This is a genomic window from Thermoanaerobacterium sp. PSU-2 (assembly GCF_002102475.1).
Lineage (GTDB): Bacteria > Bacillota > Thermoanaerobacteria > Thermoanaerobacterales > Thermoanaerobacteraceae > Thermoanaerobacterium.
Genome location: NZ_MSQD01000055.1, coordinates 1 through 234, shown reverse-complemented (window position 1 = coordinate 234; position 234 = coordinate 1). Strand labels below are relative to the sequence as shown.

Sequence of the window (234 nt, the reverse complement as noted above, 5' to 3'; positions counted from 1 at the left end):
TATAGATGATTTATTATTAGATGAAAGTAGTGTTAACATTGGCAGCAGGACTATAAGGTATTCAACTTCTGTTGATAGGTATAGAAAAGTGGCAAAAGACAATTCGCTAAACTCAATGGAAATCTATGAAGGTGGTGCATTCAAAGGAACAATGGATTTATACTTAGATGAGAGTACGGAAAAGTACGAAGAACTCATCTTGATATCTTTAAAAATGATAGAAAGCATTGGGGC

1 pseudogene is annotated in these 234 nt (G+C 33.8%); it reads left to right on the top strand.

From position 1 onward, the window contains the following. Positions 1-234 (top strand): annotated as a pseudogene (locus BVF91_RS13095) (RAMP superfamily CRISPR-associated protein); the annotation flags it as partial.